The sequence below is a fragment of the Mycobacterium fragae genome, assembly GCF_002102185.1.
Taxonomy (GTDB): Bacteria; Actinomycetota; Actinomycetes; order Mycobacteriales; family Mycobacteriaceae; genus Mycobacterium; species Mycobacterium fragae.
In genome coordinates this window covers 127,395-144,007 of sequence record NZ_LQOW01000024.1, presented here as the reverse complement: position 1 = coordinate 144,007, position 16,613 = coordinate 127,395, and the positions used below count along the sequence as shown (strand labels likewise).

Here is a 16,613-nt window from a genome sequence, read left to right as displayed (position 1 = left end):
AATCCATGCGCTAATCAGGTGACCAGCGCCAAGGCGTGGGTGCGTCGCAATTTTCCTGAGGGCGTCTTCGGGATCATTCCCGGCTCGAGCACGAGCACGTTGCGGGGCCGGACGTCGACCTCGGCGACGACCTCGTGGGCTACTCGACGCTCGATGCGGTGCACCTCGGCGGGGTCCTCCCAAGCATTGGATTCAACGGCGACGGCGAACGTCTCCCGCGGGTGTCCGGCGTTCAACCGCACCGCCACCGCACAACCGGGGCGGACCCCGTGAACACGGGATGCAGCACGTTCGATGTCGGTCGGATGGATGTTGCGCCCGGCCATAATGATCACGTCCTTCACGCGGCCGCACACCACGACGTTGCCGGTCTCCGTGAAGTAACCCAGGTCACCTGTGTCGTACCAACCCTGCTGATCCTGGGCGGCGATGAAACCAGCAGCCGTCGTGTACCCCAGCGTCACCGGTTCGCCGCGCACTTCGATGACGCCAACACCGCGGACCGGCAGCACGGTACTGTCTTGGCCGACGACACGGGCTTCCAGCCCCTTCAGCGGACGGCCGACCGAGGCCAACCGCCGGGTTTTACCCCTCGATGCCGGGACGGCTCGGTGCAGGATGGCGAGCAGGTCAGCGTCCACCTCGTCGACCACCAACCCGCGGCCACACTCGGTGAACGACACTGCGACGGTCGTCTCGGCCATCCCATAGGCGGGCACGATCGCTTCTGGACGCAACCCGAACGGCGCACCGGCCTCGCACAGGTCCTCGACGTCGGCCGGCTCGACTTGCTCGGCCCCCGAGAGCGCCCAGCGCAGCGTGGATAGGTCGAACTGGCCGGGCTGCGCCTGCCTACGTAGGCGTTTGGTGAACATCGTGTAGGCGAAATTGGGCGCCGCCGTCATGGTCGCCTTGTACTTGTCGATGAGCTTCGCCCACAGCAAGGTGTCGCGCAGGAAGTCCATGGGGGTGACCTTGACCAGCTCGACGCCGAAATACATTGGGACGGTTAAATAGCCGGTCATGCCCATGTCGTGGAAGCACGGCAGCCAGCTGACGATGACGTCGTGTTCCCGGTCGACGTTTGCGCCGATGAACATCGCCTCGGCATTCGAGACGAAGTTGCGATGACTGATCCGGACGGCTTTCGGCGGTCCCGTGGAACCCGACGTCAGTTGCAGTAGGGCCACGTCATCGTCGTCGGTCTCGACCGGGTCGGTCGAACGGCATTCGAGCAAGTGCTCGATCGTGAGCAGCGGCATTCCCAGAGGGCCCGCTCGTGCACCTGACGCCAGGTATGCCGGACTGGGGCGTCCGGTTCGCCGGTGATCATGCCCTTGAGACTGCTATGGGCGCTGTCATACATCGTGTCGGTGAATCGGCTCACGACAATCCCTTTGGCTCCGGCGCGACGGCGCGGTGTGTTTGGTCGGATCGGTAGTGCGTCGGTATCGACGAGCCGCTGAGGTACGACCGGGGAAGTAGCGTGACCCTCTCATGTACACCCCAGATGGTGTTAGACCCCCTGACTGTACAGACCCGGCCACCGTCGAGCGGCTGACCGCGCAAAAAGCGCTGGATCTGTAATCAAAGGGCGACCTCCGGCTGCCGATCGCACAAACCGACTGTCGGGCGGCTGTGCAGTCATTCGATGCGTCTTTGTGGGACCTAAGATCACACGGTGACTACCGGACCTGAACCGTTCACGATCGACGGGGTCGGCGGCACCCGGATCGTGGCCGACCGGCTGGGCGATCCCCGAACGCACGCGGTGGTGTTCCTGCATGGCGGCGGGCAGACCCGGCGCTCGTGGGGGCGGGCGGCCGCGGCTGTGGCCGAGCGCGGATGGCAGGCGGTCACCGTCGACCTGCGCGGCCATGGCGAGTCGGACTGGTCGGAAGACGGCGACTATCGCCTGATCAGCTTCGCCGGCGACATTCATCAATTACTGCGCCAGCTACCGTCACAACCCGTGCTCGTCGGCGCATCGCTGGGTGGCTTCACGACAATGCTTCTCGCGGGGGAGATTTCGCCGGGCATCGCCCGCGCGGTCGTCCTCGTCGACATCGTCCCGAACATGGATCCATCCGGTGCCACGCGGATCCACAACTTCATGGCGGACCGGATGAAATCGGGATTCGAGTCGCTCGACGAGGTCGCCGACATGATCGCGGAGTACAACCCGTATCGGCCGCGGCCAACCGACCTCGACGGGCTGCGCACCAACCTGCGTCGCCGCGACGGCCGGTGGTACTGGCACTGGGATCCGAAGTTCATCAGCGACACCGCGTCGCGCCCGCCCAGCGAGGTCGCCGACGTCGATCGGTTGTACGCGGCGGTGGAAACGATAATCGCCGACGAGGTCCCCATGCTGCTCGTGCGCGGTCAGATGAGCGACCTGGTCAGCCAGGAACGCGCCGATGAATTCTTAGCCCGTTTCCCGCAAGTCGAGTTCGTCGACGTCGGCGGCGCGGGACACATGGTCGCCGGCGATCGCAACGACGTTTTCGCAGATGCGGTGTTGGACTTCCTCATCCGCCACGGGCCGTCCTGAACGTCCCAATATCGTCGAGTGTGTAATTTCGTACGCGACGCGCCGGCGCTGGCGTCCAGAATCGCACACTCGATGAAGAGCCCTGTCCGCGGCCATGCCAAGCTCAGTTCGTCGCACTAGCAGCGACGGCCACGACGTCCTGTGCGCCCAGGTCTGTCGCGGCGGTGATCACCGCCCGGTCGATCTGGCGCAGTGCGTGCAACGCGGCCCGAAGTCGTCGGCTATCGGGCTGCTCGCTCTCGGCGGCGTCGAGGAAGTCGGTAGCCGGGAAAACCGTTGCCGGGTGGTTGAACTCAAGCGCAGTGATCAGCACGTCGATGTTGCGGCGTATCTGCGCAGCGGCCGACCGGACCGCGCCGGCCAAATCCGGAGAGGCCTCGTCGTATCTGTCGCAGCTGCGGGCCAGGACTCGCGCGTAGCGGTCGCAGGCGGTCAGCATCCGCAGGCCGTGTCGCATACTGCGTCGGCCCGCGAGGCCACCGAGCCCGGCAGTCAGCGGCTTGGCGGTGTTTCGGAACTGCTGCAGATCTCGGTCGAGTTGGCGCGCTGTCTCGGTCAGACTCGCGGCCGGGCGGTCACCGAACATGGTGGCAACAGAAGCCTCGATCACATCGGACAGCGTGGTGAAAAACGTGCGGGCATCGTTGCGGATCGTCGTTCTGGTGTTCACCGGCAGCACCAGCATCGCGACGGCGACGCCGATCACCGCGCCGATCGCCGTTTCTTCAATCCGCAACAGCAACAAGTGATACGTGAACTGCCCGAGCAGGCCATAGAGCAACGCCAGCATCGTGGTGATCCAGAAGGTCATCAGGCTATAGGTGACCTTCATGAAATAGAAAGCGCAGAACAGACATACGAAGATCATGACGAGCGAGGCCGCGGTGTTGCCGGAGACCAACGTCGCGACCAGCACGCCAGACGGCACGCCGAGCGCGGTGCCCAGTAGCCGCTGCCAGCCCTTGGTGAGGGTTTCGCCCCAAGTGTTGGTGCCCGCGAAGACCACGAACGCGGCGATCACCGCCCAGTACCAGCGCGCCGGCGACACCGACTCGCCGACGACGATGGCCAACGACGCGGCCACGGCTACTTGGATGGCTTGCCGGGTCGTCGGCCGCAAGCCTGGCCGGGCTTGTTCGGGCTCGTCCGACATCCGCGCCGTGCTGGTCTCCACCTGGGCCGCGACTCGCTCGATGCGCGCACGGACCTCGGAAGCCGCTCTGGCCGTGTCGGTTACGGCCAGCGCCAGCCGGCGGACCGCCGGATCAGCAGCGGGGTCCGACGGCGGATCGACCAACCGCTGAGCCAGATCCGCGGCCTGCCGCAGACCTTCGGGCTGCGGTGTCCGGATCGCCCTGGACAGCTGCAAGAGCGCCGACGTCAATTCGGTGCGGGCAGCGGCGGGTATGTCGGCGGCCGCGGCTCGCGCACCGGCAGTCGCGAGGCGCTCGACGGTGAGCTCGGCGTCGAACAACCACAGCGCGAGGTCTTCGCCGCTCACGCCGGGCCACAGTGCGCCCGGGTTGACTCTTTCTTCGATCTGGCTCTGCACCATCAATGCGGTCTCGTTGAGCCGTGCGGCCCGGATCCGCAGCCGCCGTCGCCGCCGTTCGTCAAGACGGCCGGCCTGCACGGCTTCGGCGGTGGTGTCGACGACGATGGCCATCCGCGCCCGCAGCGACCGCACCGTGCGTCGCAGCACGCCCTCGGGCCGGTCGGGCAGAAGGTACGTGCTCCACGCAAAGCTGCATACGGCGCCCACCATGACGGCCCCGATCAGCCAGGGCAGCTCGGCGGCGTTGGCGCGCAGATACAACGAGAAGAAGTAGGACATGAATGTGACCATCCCCAGCGCGGTGCCGCGCGTGCCGAACCGGCGGATGTAGACCGCGATGAACACGATGAGGACGAACATGACGTCGGCGGCCACCACATGCGGCGCCAGCAGGGCAGCGGCGGTGATGGCCGCCGCGGCGGGTAGCGGCAGCAACGCCATCGTGATCCGCTGGCGGCGCGGGTCGGGCTCGTTGACCGATCGCGCCGAGACCATGGTGATGACGACGCCGAGCAGCGCCACAGTCAACGGTTGCCCGGTGGCCCTGGTCAGCAAGAACAGGATCAACAGCGCGGACGCCAGCGCGGCCGTCGTGCGGCAGGCCATTCGCAGCCGCAGCAATCCGGGATCCGTCCCGATTGCCCAGTTGCGCGCCCGCGCGTAGAGCACGGCAATCGACATGTCCGGCACGTCACCAAGCTAGTGTTCGAGATCGTGACGGCGCCGACGCGGGCCAAACTGGCCGACGGGCGTGATCTGCTGTTCTTCTCGTTGCCCGGCCACACCGCTGAGCCGGTGGCCGACCGCCGGCCGCTGACGCCGCGTGACCCGCAGCAATCGGAGTTGCGGTTCGACCGGACGACGGGGCAGTGGGTGATCATCGCGGCGCTGCGCCAGGACCGCACCTACAAGCCGCCGCCCGACCAGTGTCCGCTGTGCCCTGGGCCGACGGGGTTGACCAGCGAGGTTCCCGCGCGTGACTACGACGTCGTCGTCTTCGAGAACAGGTTCCCAAGCCTGTCGGGCACCGGTAAATCGCTGGTGGTGCCCGACGGTTTCGAGCCCGTGCCGGCCCATGGTCGTTGCGAAGTGATTTGCTTTTCGGCCGACCACACGGGGTCGTTCGCCGAACTGGAAGCGGCGCATGCCCGGCTGGTCGTCGAGGCGTGGCGGCATCGGACGGCCGACCTAATCGCGACGCCCGGCATCGAGCAGGTGTTCTGCTTCGAGAACCGCGGCGAAGAGATCGGCGTGACGCTGACCCATCCACACGGCCAGATCTACGGCTACCCATATTTGACCCCGCGGACCGCCGTGATGTTGCAGCAGGCGGGCGAACATCGAAAACAGCATGGCAGCAACCTGTTTGCTGATCTGCTGGCGCGCGAGGTCGCCGACGGAAGCCGCGTTGTCGCACGCACCGAGCTTTTCACGTCGTTCGTGCCGTTCGCCGCGCGCTGGCCGGTGGAGGTGCACATCTATCCGAATAGGCTCGTGCACAATCTGATTGACCTCGATGCGGCCGAGCTGGACGAGTTCACGCAAATCTATCTCGACATCCTGCAGCGGTTCGACCGGATGTATTCCGGTCCGCTGCCGTACATGTCGGCGCTGCACCAGTACGCCGACACCGAGGCGCAAAAAGAGGGCTACTTCCACGTCGAGCTGATGTCGATTCGGCGCAGCGCCGTCGCGCTCAAGTATCTGGCGGCATCCGAGTCGGCCATGGACGCGTTCATCAGCGACGTGACGCCCGAAAGCGTGGCCGAGCGCCTGCGAGAACTCGGGCCATGACGGTGCGCTACGCCGCGCCGGGGCGGATCAACCTGATCGGGGAGCACACCGATTACAACCTCGGCTGGGCGTTGCCGATCGCGCTGCCCCAACGCACCGTGGTGACGTTTCAACCCTCGGACGTCGATGCGATCACGGTGTGCAGCGACCGGGTTGACGGCTCGGTGCGGATTCCGTTGGGCACCAAGCCCGGTGAGGTGACCGGCTGGGCGGCCTATGTGGCCGGTGTGGTGTGGTCGCTGCATGGCGCAGGCTATTCGGTGCCGGGCGGGACGATGTCGATCACCAGCGACGTCGAAATGGGATCGGGCCTATCGTCCTCGGCGGCGCTGGAATGCGCGACGCTGGGAGCTATTGCGTCCGCGTCCGGTGTGCGCATCGACCGCATCGAGCAGGCGCGGCTCGCGCAGCGCGCCGAGAACGACTACGTCGGCGCCCCAACGGGTTTGCTTGACCAGCTCGCCGCGATGTTCGGAGAGGCGTCGACGGCGCTGCTGATCGACTTTCGTGAGCTCACCGTGCGACCGGTGCCGTTCGACCCGGAAGCGTCCGGCGTTGCGCTACTGCTGATCGACTCCCGCGCCCGGCATGGTCACGTCGGCGGCGAATACGCGGCCCGCCGCGCGTCATGTGAGCGGGCGGCTGCCGAGCTGGGCGCGTCGTCGCTGCGTGACGTCGAGGACCTTACGGCGCTGGACGCCGTCACCGATCCGGTCGATGCCCGTCGCGCCCGCCATGTGCTGACCGAGAACCAGCGGGTGTTCGATTTCGTCGCGGCATTGGGGGATTCGGACTATGTCGAAGCAGGCCGCATCTTGAGCGCCTCGCATGCCTCCATGCGTGACGACTTCGAAATCACCACTGAGCACATCGATCTGATCGCGGACAGCGCGGTGGGGGCTGGCGCTTTCGGCGCCCGGATGACCGGCGGCGGATTTGGCGGCTGTGTGATCGCGTTGGTGCCGTCCGATCGGGCGGAAGCGGCCGGTGAGGCGGTGCGGGAAGCGGTGCGCGGCGCGGGCTACGACGAGCCGACGACCACCCGGACTCACGCCGCCGAGGGCGCGGGTCCGGCGGGTTGAACCGGGGGCGGCACCAGGGCGCGGGCGGGCAATAAGAAAGGTGGTCGGCGGGCGGTGTATCTGAGGTCATGCTTGCTGTATGTCCCGCACCAACATCGATCTGGATGACGAGCTGATTGCTGAGGTAATGCGCAAGTTCGGTGTCACGACGAAGAAGGCGGCGGTTGACCTTGCGCTGCGTCGTCTGGTCGGTGCTCCGCTAAGCCGCGAATTCCTGCTCAGTCTCGAAGGCGTCGGCTGGGCAGGCGATCTTGATGAATGAGCAGCCCGGCGAAATCGTCACCACGCTTTTAGCATCCGGTGCTTGCCCGGAGTGTGTGGCACGCGTGGTGGAGACGTGCTGGAGACAAGCGCGTGATCCTGCGGCGGAACACGCTGCGCGGCAGCGTATGAATGTTGTCGAAGTTGATCACGCAGTCGCTTGGCACCCCGTCCTCGGCAGCGGTTAGTTGGAGCTCCGACACCAGTCCCCTACGAGTCCGGGTCAGCGCTGCGACGACGACTGCGCCGATCCGATCTGCGACCGGATCCCTGGTAAGGACCAACACAGGCCGGTCACCACCAGGGGTGGCAGCGAACCAGAGCTCACCGCGCCGCATCGGCCCAGTCAGCCCATTCCTCCGCGGGCCCCCAGTCGGCGATCTGGGCGAGCGCCTTTTCCTCGTCCGTCACCGGCTTTTCGGCATACGCGCGAATATCCTGGTCGGCCGCAAGCTCGGCCAAGTGGCGTCGCAGCGCATCTCGAAGCAGCTCCGACCGGTCGATCTGGAGGCGACGCGCCCATTGCTCGATCTCTGCTGCGTCCGCGTCGTCGACGCGGAAGCTAATCATCGTCATACATCGATTCTAATCTGTATGACAACTTTGCGCGTCGCCCATCGCACGGGTGACCATGAGGAAATGGTCGGCTATGTCGACGTCCGGGCCTACGCCGAGCTCAACGACTTCCTGGATCCGGAGTCGCGCGGCGTGACAGTGCGCCGCCCGTTCCGTAGCCACCAAACCGTCAAGGATGTGCTCGAGGCGATGGGCATTCCGCACACCGAGGTCGACCTCATCCTGGTCAACGGCGATCCGCACAGCTTCGCGCATCGCCCGCGGATAGGCGATCGCATCGCCGCCTACCCGATGTTCGAGGCGCTCGACATCGGGTCGACGGCGCGGCTGCGCCCAACCCCGCTGCGTGATCCGCGCTTCGTCATCGACGTCAACCTCGGCCGGCTGGCGCGCCTGCTGCGCATGCTCGGCTTCGACGTGTGGTGGTCCAGCGACGCCGACGACCGGACACTGACCGACATCAGCCTCGACGAGCAGCGGATCCTGCTCACCCGCGACCGCGCCCTGCTCAAGCGCCGCGCGATAACCCATGGTCTGTTCGTGCATTCCGAGCAGCCCGAACAGCAGACGCTCGAGGTGATCCGGCGCCTGGACCTACGCGAACGGTTGGCCCCATTGACTCGATGTGTGCGGTGCAACGGCACGCTGGCCGCCGTCAGCAAAGACGAGGTGATCGATCGCCTCGAGCCGTTAACCCGCCGCTACTACAGCGAATTCAGCCGCTGCACCCAATGCGGGCGCATCTACTGGGCCGGCTCACACCACGAGCGGCTGCTCAGCCTTGTGGAACGGCTGCGCAGTCAGCTCTGAAAGTAGAATCGTGCACATGACGCTGCCGCCGGGACCTCGACTTCCGCAAATTGTGCAGGCCGCGTTGATGTTGCACAACGCGCCGGGCTTCCTGGCCGCTTGCCGCCGCCGCTACGGCAGCGTATTCACGATGCGCGTAGCAGGATTGGGCACGCTGGTGTATTTGACCGATCCCGCCGACATCAAGACGGTGTTCGCCGGCGACCCGCGCATATTCCATGCGGGCGAAGCGAATTCACTGCTGAGCACCCTGCTCGGCGAGAGCTCCGTGCTGGTGATCGACGAAGACGCGCACCGAGACCGACGCCGGTTGATGCTGCCCCCATTCCACGGCAGCGCCGTCGCCCGGCAGGCCGAGCTGATGGCCGAGATCGCGGCGACGAACATCGCCAATTGGCCGGTGGGTGCCGAGTTCAAAGCGGCGCCCAAGATGGCCGAGATCACCCTCGAAGTGATCCTGCGGACGGTCATCGGCGCCACCGACCCGGCCCGGCTGGCCGCGCTGCGACAGGTCATGCCGCGCCTGCTCAAGGTGGGCCTGTGGGAGACGCTCGCAATCACCAAGCCGGAGCTGCTGGGCCGCCGTCCGTGGCGGACACTGCAGCGGCGCATCGCGGAAGCCGACCGTCTGCTCTACGCCGAAATCGCCGACCGTCGCGCCGATCCCGACCTGGCCACGCGCACCGACGTGCTGGCCATGCTGATCCGTGCCCGCGACGATGACGGGCGCACGATGACCGATCGCGAACTGCGTGACCAGCTGATGACGTTGCTGGTGGCCGGGCATGAGACCACCGCGACGGGACTCTCCTGGGCGCTGGAGCGATTGACCCGCCACCCGGCGATCCTGGCCAAGGCGGTCCAGGCGGCCCATGCCGGCGACTCCGCCGGCGACGAGTACCTCGACGCCGTGGCCAAAGAGACGCTCCGGATCCGTCCGGTGGTGTACGACGTGGCCCGGCTGCTCAAGGAGCCTGTCGAGCTGGCCGGCCACCGGTTGCCTGCCGGGGTGATGGTGGTCCCGGGTATCGGACTGGTGCATTCCAGCGCGGCGGTATACCCGGATCCGGAGCGGTTCGATCCGGACCGGATGCTCGACGCGACGCTGAGCCCGACGACGTGGTTCCCCTTCGGCGGCGGCAACCGCCGCTGTCTCGGCGCCGGCTTCGCCATGGTCGAGATGCGGGTCGTGCTGCGCGAAATTTTGCGCCGGGTCGAATTGAGCACCACCACGGCAGCCGACGAACGCCAGAAGCTCAAGCACGTGACCCTCGTGCCGCACCGCGGCGCGCGCATCGGCGTCCGGGCGATCCGCTATGCCGGAGTGAACCTCACCGCGGCCAGGTGAAGCTGATCGACCGCCTGGGCGAACTGGTCGCGGCTGGGCACTTGCTGGTCGGCGAACTTCAAACCCATCATGCGCTGCGCCTGCTTGGCGCCGTAGGACTCCGCGCAGCGCGAGTAGATGTCGGCGACCAGCGCCCGGTCTGCGACGAGTTCGCCGCGCATGGTCGCCGTCTTCCCGTTGTGCATGACCTGAGCGGTGGCGCCGTCGCGGAAGTTGTGCTTCCAGGGCGCGGCGGTCAGCGCATACAGAACGTCGTCGAGTAGGTGGGCGCTCAACGGAATCGAGTACTGCCGGCCGCTCTTGCGTCCAGTGAAGCTCACGACCATCAGCTGCTGGCGTGCGCCGCCGGCGAGCGGTGTGCGCAGCAGCAGCTTCATCATCGGGTTGACGGCACGAAGCACCGCATCCGGCGGATGCGAGATCGTGATCCCATGTGATTGCTCTGCCATGCCGCTACGGTAGGACCGATCGGCATTGGCCGCAGCAGAACTGCCTTAGCCGTCGAAGTCCCAGCCGACGGTAAAGCCATGGTGCAGGACGAGATCGGTGAGGACATCGGCGCGTTCGGCCAGTGGCCACGACTCGGTTGAGAACGGCTCGAGAGCAAAGAACGCGTAATTGGTCGACGTCTCGGGGGTGGTCCGCGGCCGGTAAACCAGGGCGTCCAGAGCATCGGGCTCGGGCCACCACCGCTTGACGGCGTCGACGAGCCGGTGACAGGTGTCCCACACGTCGGGGTGCTGGCCGGTGTTGATCTGGTCGTCGAGACGGAGGACGTCGAGGTTGGCCTCAGTGCGCAGGTCCAACACCCGCAAGTGACGGGTAGCGACCAGTCGCACCAGATAGTGGGCGGCGTGATCGGCGGGAATCATCAGCCCCGTCGGTCGGTAGCGCTCCCGGAATGCGCCGACGAGAGTGCTTGCGGCATAACGTGTTCGGAATGCGCCGGACTCTGGATCGAAGCGATAGCGGGGCTCCGGAAACCCGGTCCAGGTCCACTCGTCGGGGCGCGCCGCCTCGACTCGCCATAATTCCGTGCCCGCCTCGACACGACGACGGCGCAGACCGACCGGCCGAGCCTCGGGCAGCGGCGCCCGGTAGCCGGCAGGAAGGTCAGGCACCGACGGCGGCGAGCATCCGCCACGCAGTGTCGGCGGTCTTCGGGCGGCGTAGCGCCTCGGCGATCGACGAGCCGCCCAACTCGTCATGAGTCAGGCGCATGACGCGGTCGGCGGCCAGCGGGTCGGAGGTGAACCGGGTCAGCAGCTCGAGAATTCGCGGTAGGTCCGGCCGCAGCCGGCCGTCGTCGAATTGCCAGGCAGGAAACCAGGTTTGGTTGCCGACGGCGGAGCCCAGCAGCTTTCCCCGGCTGCGAAGCCGGTGCACCGCCTGCGGCGAATGCAGACCCAGCCGCGCCTGCACCGTCGGGGTCGGTAGCGAGCCCTCGACGAACTCGCGCACCAGCGCGCCGCGGCGCTCGTCGTTTAGGCTGCGGGCGGCAATGCGCTCCAGCGTTCCCTGCGGTGTGGTGGGCGCCTCCAGGATGGCGTCGAGCACCTCGGCGAAACCGGAGTCTTTTCGGGCACGTTCGGCGACCTGGCGAGCCAGTGGAGCAACAGCGGTAGGCATGTCACCATGCTACCAGCGCTGCCATTCAATTGAAACAATCGAAACACATGATGGCTGTAAGGGCAACGCCGCTGTAAATGGCCTGAGACCATACATCTTGTGGAGAAGAAGACGGTCTACTTGCCCGACGAGCTGCTTGCAGCTGTGAAGCGAGCTGCTCAACAGCGCGGAGTCTCCGAGGCTGAGGTCATTCGGGACTCTCTCCGGCAGACACTGGGTGCTGCCAAGCCCCCGCCGCGCAGCGGGCTGTACACGGCCTCGGAGCCGATCGCTGGGCACGTTGACGAGCTGCTCGATGGGTTTGGTGAGCGGTGACGCTAGATCATGTCGTTGTTGGTCAGCCACCGCATCACCGGCCAGCCGATGAACACCGGCAACCAGCAGGTGAGCACCCGATACAGCAGCACTGACGGGACGCCGACGGCCGCGGGAACGCCGAAGGCGGCCAGCCCACCGATCAGCGCCGCCTCGACGGCGCCAACGCCGCCGGGCGTGGGAGCGGCCGAGGCGAGGGTTCCGCCGACCATCGTTACCACGGTGACGGTGACGAACGTCGCGTGACCGCCGAAGGCTTCGACGCTGGCCCACAGCGCCATCGCCGCACCGAGAGTCGTTCCCGCACAACCTAATACGATCAACCCCAGCCGCTTGGGCTCGCGGGCAAGCTCGATCAGGTCGGCGGTGATCTCCTTGAGCTTGGGTCGGACCGCCGTCGCCAGCCACCGTCGCAGGTTGGGCACCAACAAAGCCGTGCCGACGATGCCCAGCGCCACACCGGCGATCAGGTACAACACCGTGGCGTGCGGGACGAAATGACGCAGGTCGGTACCCGCACCCGCGGCCGTGCTGAAGAAGATCAGCAGGATGACGTGGACGATCACCTGCATCGACTGCTGTAGTGCCACCGCCGTGGTGGCCCGAATAGTGCTCAGCCCGCCCTTCTGCAGGAATCGGGTGCTCAACGCGAGCCCGCCGACGCCGGCTGGGGTGGTGGTCGCGGCAAAGGTGTTGGCCACCTGCATGATTGACAGGCTGCGGAAGCTCACTAGCCCATCGGCCGCGGCCCACAACGCGCCCGCCGCGCCGACATACGTCAGCGCCGAGACCGTTAGCCCCAGCAGTGCCCACCACCAGTTCGCGGTCTTCAGCTCGGAGAAGAACGCCGGCACGGTGCTGATGAACGGGTAGGCGACGTAGACCAGCGCGATCAGCAGCACCAGCTGAATGAGCTGGGCGCGGGTGAACCGGGTGATCGTCTCGGTCTGGATCTTGTCCGTGGCGGTTTGGCGCATGACTTCCGCACGGCTTCCGGAGATGACGGCCTTAGGGTCGGTCACAGAGTCCCGGATATGTTTGGGCACTGCGGATTTGGTGAGCCGCCGAGACGCCGTCAGGACGGCGTCCTTGCCGAACGCGTCGATCGCCGCCCCCACCGCGGACTCCGCCTCATACAAAGCCGACGTCGTCACCAGCAGCTGGGCGATGTCGGACTGCAGTTGCGCGTCGGTGGCGCCGTATTCGGCGCTGCCGAATCCGCCGAACAGCACGGCGCCGTCGTTGACCGTGATCTGCTCGCTGCGTAGATCGCCGTGGGAGATCTGGTGGTCGTGCAGGTTTCGCAGCGACTCCCACACCCGGGCGACCGGAGTCGTCGTCGCGCATTGGCGGATCGAGACGCCGCGAATCGGCTTGTGCGCGTACAACGTCCAGCCCCGCTCCAGCGCGGCAACGGCAGGTGTGGGCGTATTGGCCGCCCCGACGTCACCGACCGCAATGGCCATCAATGCGCGATGCTCGACGGCGCGGCGCATGGACGCCTGCAGGGGCGCGGTCTCGCTGCCGCGCAGCCGCAGCTTGCGCCACAGCTGGCGCAGCGCGCCGCCGCTGCTTTGATGCGGGCCGTACATCTCGATCACCGCGCTGGCATCCGGGTCCTCGGACGCCGCCGACAGCACCAGCGGCCCGGATCCTGCCGGCCGGACCACCGTCAGCGCGGACACCAGGAAGCCGCGTTTGGCCATCGCGCGGACCGCGCCGTCGAGCGGCACCTCGAGCGCGGGAGTGCCGCTGACCAGGACCACCAGCGCGCCGACGAACCACCCGACCGCCAGGCCCAGCAGCGCGCGGGCCGGCACGATGGCGCTGACCAGCAGGTGGATCGGCACGAAGGCCAGCAGCAGCGCCCACCACCAGTGCCGCCAGCGCGCCGGCAGCCACGGGCCCGACACGGTGAGCACCGCCGCGAGCATCGCGATCCACCGCGGGTCGTCGAGGAATTGGGACAACACCGTGCGCAGCCGGTCGGACAGATCGAAGTGCCAGTTCGGTGGCGAGAAGCGACGGCCGGTGACCGACAGCGCGAGAACGGCGATGGCTCCCGCGGTCGCGTACGCGGCGAGCAGTTTCCATTGCCGGGCGACGATCAAGCCAACAAGGATCATGAACGGCAACACCAGGATCGCGATGCCGTAGATCAGGTACACCAGATCGGATTGGGTGGGGGAGAGTACCCCGATGATTTCCGAGATGGATTTCTCCAGGGCGTCCCAGCGCTTGCGGGTGATCAGCGAGCTGGTGATCACCGCCGCGAGAAGCAGCGCCGCCGCCACGAGCCGCAGGATGTCGTTGGTGCGTCGGGTCAGCGGTTGCAGCAGGCTGCCGGTAACGGTGATCTCGCGCCCGTCGACGTGCATGTCCCACGATCCTTAGTCAGCGGCTCGCCGACAACATAACCGGACAGCGGCTCTGCGTACATCTAGTGATGCATCGGACTCAGACGTGCAGGGTGGGCCGGTAGGTGAGCTCTTGGATATTGCCGTCGAGCGTTCGGCTCTCGATCAGCTCGAGGTCGAAGTCGGCCGCACCCAGGAAGATCGGGTCGTCACCGGTCTGACCGGTGATCACGGGGAAGAGCGTCACCTGGACGCGGTCGACCAGGCCGGCGGCCATCAGCGCTCGGTTCATCGACAGGCTGCCGTGCGAGCGCAACGGCATCTCGGACTCCTCCTTGAGCCGGGCGACGACGTCGACGGCGTCGCCGCTCACGACGGTCGCGTCCGGCCAGTCGAGAGGTTCTTCCAGGGTGGTCGACACCACCGTCGCCGGCAGGTGCCTCATCCGGGTGACCCACGGGTCGCGCACCTCGGACTCCTCGGTGCTCTCAGCCAGCATTTGCGCGAATAACCGATATGTGTTGGCGCCAAAGACCATTCGCTGCTCCTCGCCGTACAGGGCGAGGCGGTGGTCGAGCAGTTCGGGGCCTTGCTTGCCCCAGTAGCCGCCCCAGTCGCCGCCGCTGACGCCGCCGAAGCCGTCGAGGCTGGAAAACACGTCGAAGGTGTAGGTCGCTGTCATGATGCTCTCCCCGTATGCGGTTGAAGGCGTGTTGGGGATACAGACTGGAAACCACGACGAAACTCATCGCGAGCGGCGAGCCGACGTAAGGTCGAGAACGGCTGTATGGAGCAGGAGGAAGACGTGGGCCTAGCCAGAACCGATAACGACAGTTGGGAGATCACTGAGAGCGTGGGCGCGACGGCGCTGGGGGTAGCCGCGGCGCGCGCGGCGGAAACCCGAAGCGAGAACCCGTTGATCAGCGATCCGTTCGCCCAGGTTTTCCTCGACGCCGCCGGCGACGGCGTGTGGAACTGGCACGCCGCGCCGCAGCTGCCGCCCGAACTCGTCGAAGCCGAACCGACGTTGCCGCTGCAGATGCAGAGCATGGTCGGCTACATGGCTTCGCGGACAGCGTTTTTCGACGAGTTCTTCCTCGACGCGACGCGGGCGGGCATCCGTCAGGCGGTGATCCTGGCGGCGGGTCTGGATGCGCGGGCCTGGCGGCTGCCATGGCCCGACGGGACGACCGTCTACGAGCTCGACCAACCCAGGGTGCTGGAGTTCAAAGCGTCAACGTTGGCTGAGCATGGTGCGGAGGCCGCCTGCAACCGAATAGCCGTCGCTGTGGACCTGCGTCAGGACTGGCCGACGGCGTTGCGGCAGGCGGGTTTTGACCCATCAGCGCCCAGCGTGTGGTCGGCCGAGGGGCTGATGCCGTATCTGCCCGCCGCGGCCCAAGACTTGCTGTTCGAGCGGATTCAGGCCCTCGCCGCCCCCGGCAGCCGAGTCGCCGTCGAGGCGCTGGGACCGAAATTTCACGACCCGGAGATTCGCGCGGAGCGTCGTGCCCGGATGGATCGGCTCCGGGCGCTGATGGCCCAGGTGGAGCCGCAGCGTGAGATCCCGAGGACCGACGAGCTGTGGTACTTCGAGGAACGCGAAGACGTCGGCGATTGGTTTGCCCGCCACGGCTGGGAGGTGACGGTGACGCCGACCGACGAGCTGATGGCCGGCTATGGCCGCCGAGTCCCCGAGGAGGTCGAGGACCGGATCCCGGGCAACTTGTTCGTGAGCGCGCAGCGGGTAAGGGCAGTACCTTAGTCAGCCATGGCACTTCCCTCGCTGACCGAGCTGGACCAGTACAAGGCCGCGCCGTTTCCGCCCGGCTATCCCGACCACACCCGCACGTTCTACAGCCCGGTCGACCGCGTGCACGACGCGCTCAAGGCGTTGCTGACCTCGGCCAACAAGAGCCTCGTCGTGGCGATGTACGGCTACGACGACCAGGAGCTGAACACCGTCCTGCAGTCCAAGCTCAAGGACGAGAAGGTCTACGTGCAGATGAGCCTGGACTCCACGCAGGCCGCCGGACGCGCCGAGACCCCTCTGCTGGCGCCGTGGCTAAATGACAAGACCGGCAACAGCATTGCGATCGGCCACAGCGAGAAGTCGGCGATCATGCACATGAAGATGGTGATCGTCGACGGGGTCGACGTCATCACCGGTTCCACCAACTGGTCCACGGGTGGAGAATCCAAGCAGGATAACCAGCTCACCGTGATCCGCGACCCACTGGTGTGCGCGGAAGCCCGCTCGAGGGTCGACATCATCCACGACGACATGCTCAAGCAGATGGCGGCGAAGGCTGCGCGCAGTAAGGGGAAGTGA

The 16,613-nt window shown here is 66.6% G+C and carries 17 protein-coding genes and 1 pseudogene; 9 read left to right on the top strand and 9 right to left on the bottom strand.

The features are described from left to right. Window positions 1-14 precede the first annotated feature (14 nt). Window positions 15-1,387: pseudogene (locus AWC06_RS11620) on the bottom strand (fatty acyl-AMP ligase). Window positions 1,388-1,681: 294 nt separating this feature from the next. On the opposite strand from AWC06_RS11620, the gene AWC06_RS11615 reads away from it, so the two are divergent. Further along, complete coding sequence (locus AWC06_RS11615) at window positions 1,682-2,554, top strand: alpha/beta fold hydrolase (RefSeq protein WP_085197466.1); 873 nt, start codon at window positions 1,682-1,684, stop codon at window positions 2,552-2,554. A gap of 103 nt (window positions 2,555-2,657) precedes the next feature. On the opposite strand, the gene AWC06_RS11610 is transcribed toward AWC06_RS11615, so the two are convergent. Further along, window positions 2,658-4,790 (bottom strand): FUSC family protein, encoded by a 2,133-nt coding sequence (locus tag AWC06_RS11610; protein WP_085198038.1) that lies wholly within the window; start codon window positions 4,788-4,790, stop codon window positions 2,658-2,660. A 33-nt stretch (window positions 4,791-4,823) separates the two neighbouring features. On the opposite strand from AWC06_RS11610, the gene galT reads away from it, so the two are divergent. The 3 genes from galT (at window position 4,824) to AWC06_RS11595 (ending at window position 7,247) form a co-directional block, all read left to right on the top strand. After that, on the top strand, window positions 4,824-5,903 hold the full coding sequence (galT, locus tag AWC06_RS11605) for a galactose-1-phosphate uridylyltransferase (protein ID WP_372458055.1): 1,080 nt from the start codon (window positions 4,824-4,826) through the stop codon (window positions 5,901-5,903). Then, window positions 5,900-6,985, top strand: coding sequence for a galactokinase (locus tag AWC06_RS11600; protein WP_085197462.1), 1,086 nt, complete (start codon window positions 5,900-5,902; stop codon window positions 6,983-6,985). The genes galT and AWC06_RS11600 overlap by 4 nt, the downstream gene beginning before the upstream one ends. 79 nt (window positions 6,986-7,064) lie before the next feature. Then, window positions 7,065-7,247: a type II toxin-antitoxin system VapB family antitoxin gene (locus AWC06_RS11595; RefSeq protein ID WP_085197460.1), complete on the top strand. Its 183-nt coding sequence runs from the start codon at window positions 7,065-7,067 to the stop codon at window positions 7,245-7,247. Between the two features lie 28 nt (window positions 7,248-7,275). Here AWC06_RS11595 and AWC06_RS11590 read toward each other — a convergent pair whose 3' ends face one another. Both AWC06_RS11590 and AWC06_RS11585 read right to left on the bottom strand, forming a co-directional pair. Beyond that, a complete protein-coding gene (locus AWC06_RS11590; protein ID WP_085197458.1) occupies window positions 7,276-7,584 on the bottom strand; it encodes a type II toxin-antitoxin system PemK/MazF family toxin in 309 nt (102 codons plus the stop codon). Next, window positions 7,571-7,816, bottom strand: a complete 246-nt coding sequence (locus tag AWC06_RS11585) for a ribbon-helix-helix domain-containing protein (protein ID WP_085198035.1) — start codon at window positions 7,814-7,816, stop codon at window positions 7,571-7,573. Before AWC06_RS11585 ends, AWC06_RS11590 begins: the two co-directional genes overlap by 14 nt. Before the next feature lie 69 nt (window positions 7,817-7,885). Here AWC06_RS11585 and AWC06_RS11580 point away from each other — a divergent pair, with 69 nt between their 5' ends. After that, window positions 7,886-8,632, top strand: a complete 747-nt coding sequence (locus tag AWC06_RS11580) for a Mut7-C RNAse domain-containing protein (RefSeq protein WP_085198033.1) — start codon at window positions 7,886-7,888, stop codon at window positions 8,630-8,632. A 16-nt stretch (window positions 8,633-8,648) separates the two neighbouring features. Beyond that, window positions 8,649-9,980, top strand: a complete 1,332-nt coding sequence (locus tag AWC06_RS11575; RefSeq protein WP_085197457.1) for a cytochrome P450 — start codon at window positions 8,649-8,651, stop codon at window positions 9,978-9,980. Here the strand turns inward: AWC06_RS11575 and AWC06_RS11570 are convergent. From AWC06_RS11570 to AWC06_RS11560, 3 genes are read right to left on the bottom strand one after another with little or no spacing between them, the layout of a single operon-like run. Then, window positions 9,947-10,429, bottom strand: coding sequence for a hypothetical protein (locus AWC06_RS11570; protein ID WP_085197455.1), 483 nt, complete (start codon window positions 10,427-10,429; stop codon window positions 9,947-9,949). The genes AWC06_RS11575 and AWC06_RS11570 overlap by 34 nt on opposite strands. Window positions 10,430-10,474: 45 nt before the next feature. Next, complete coding sequence (locus AWC06_RS11565) at window positions 10,475-11,101, bottom strand: RES domain-containing protein (protein ID WP_139820020.1); 627 nt, start codon at window positions 11,099-11,101, stop codon at window positions 10,475-10,477. Continuing rightward, window positions 11,094-11,609: a hypothetical protein gene (locus AWC06_RS11560; protein ID WP_085197453.1), complete on the bottom strand. Its 516-nt coding sequence runs from the start codon at window positions 11,607-11,609 to the stop codon at window positions 11,094-11,096. The genes AWC06_RS11565 and AWC06_RS11560 overlap by 8 nt, the downstream gene beginning before the upstream one ends. A gap of 99 nt (window positions 11,610-11,708) precedes the next feature. On the opposite strand from AWC06_RS11560, the gene AWC06_RS11555 reads away from it, so the two are divergent. Further along, window positions 11,709-11,924: a ribbon-helix-helix domain-containing protein gene (locus tag AWC06_RS11555; protein ID WP_085197451.1), complete on the top strand. Its 216-nt coding sequence runs from the start codon at window positions 11,709-11,711 to the stop codon at window positions 11,922-11,924. A gap of 2 nt (window positions 11,925-11,926) precedes the next feature. On the opposite strand, the gene AWC06_RS11550 is transcribed toward AWC06_RS11555, so the two are convergent. Then, the gene (locus AWC06_RS11550) at window positions 11,927-14,302 is read right to left on the bottom strand and encodes a lysylphosphatidylglycerol synthase transmembrane domain-containing protein (RefSeq protein WP_085197449.1); all 2,376 of its coding nucleotides are present in this window, start codon (window positions 14,300-14,302) and stop codon (window positions 11,927-11,929) included. Between the two features lie 79 nt (window positions 14,303-14,381). Further along, window positions 14,382-14,963, bottom strand: coding sequence for a dihydrofolate reductase family protein (locus AWC06_RS11545; protein WP_085197447.1), 582 nt, complete (start codon window positions 14,961-14,963; stop codon window positions 14,382-14,384). 123 nt (window positions 14,964-15,086) lie between these two features. Here AWC06_RS11545 and AWC06_RS11540 point away from each other — a divergent pair, with 123 nt between their 5' ends. Further along, window positions 15,087-16,046 (top strand): class I SAM-dependent methyltransferase, encoded by a 960-nt coding sequence (locus tag AWC06_RS11540; RefSeq protein WP_227371029.1) that lies wholly within the window; start codon window positions 15,087-15,089, stop codon window positions 16,044-16,046. A 6-nt stretch (window positions 16,047-16,052) separates the two neighbouring features. Continuing rightward, window positions 16,053-16,613, top strand: a complete 561-nt coding sequence (locus AWC06_RS11535; RefSeq protein WP_085197443.1) for a phospholipase D-like domain-containing protein — start codon at window positions 16,053-16,055, stop codon at window positions 16,611-16,613.